We start from the raw sequence: 531 nt of genomic DNA, 5'->3' as shown, positions 1-531 counted from the left end.
AGTTTCGGCAAAAATGCTTAGAAATCCCATCACACCGGGATTTCTATTTTTCATTTGGTCACTACAACCTTTTTCCGACAATTCTGTATTCTCTTTTCAACGGATCCTTTACCCCTAATTTTTTGTAAAGATCCTTATGACCTGTTTCTGGTGTACCAGAGACTCTGATGTGATGAATTTGATCATCTTCACCGGTAAGCAGCACGGTAGACCGCTGATGTGTGGAAAGCTTCTCTTTAATAGTCGACCACTCCCGATGGTCCTCTTTAATTCGCAACTGGTGCTCGATGCTAATCAACAAATGATAAGCAAGTACCCCAATGAATAGATGTCCTTTCGTTCGATCAGCTAATTGGTGATAGACAGGGCGCATTCCAAGATCTGATTTCAACGACCTGAAAGCCGATTCGATTTTCGTCAACGTTGTATACAATCGCCATAATTCTTCAGCGGACATCGCCTCATTGCTTGTTTCGATGACATAGCAGCCTGTCAGGACAGAACGCTTTTGGCGCGTCTCCTTTTTCTCAT

The 531-nt window shown here is 42.9% G+C and carries 1 protein-coding gene; it reads right to left on the bottom strand.

What is annotated here, in order from left to right; genetic code table 11:
- Positions 1 to 61: 61 nt before the first annotated feature.
- Positions 62 to 531 (bottom strand): IS1634 family transposase (locus tag NC799_RS18355; protein WP_272447861.1); only part of this gene is annotated, 470 nt, incomplete at its 5' end.

The sequence above is a fragment of the Aquibacillus salsiterrae genome (assembly GCF_028416595.1).
GTDB lineage: Bacteria > Bacillota > Bacilli > Bacillales > Amphibacillaceae > Aquibacillus_A > Aquibacillus_A salsiterrae.
This window is presented reverse-complemented; position numbering and strand designations above follow the sequence as displayed.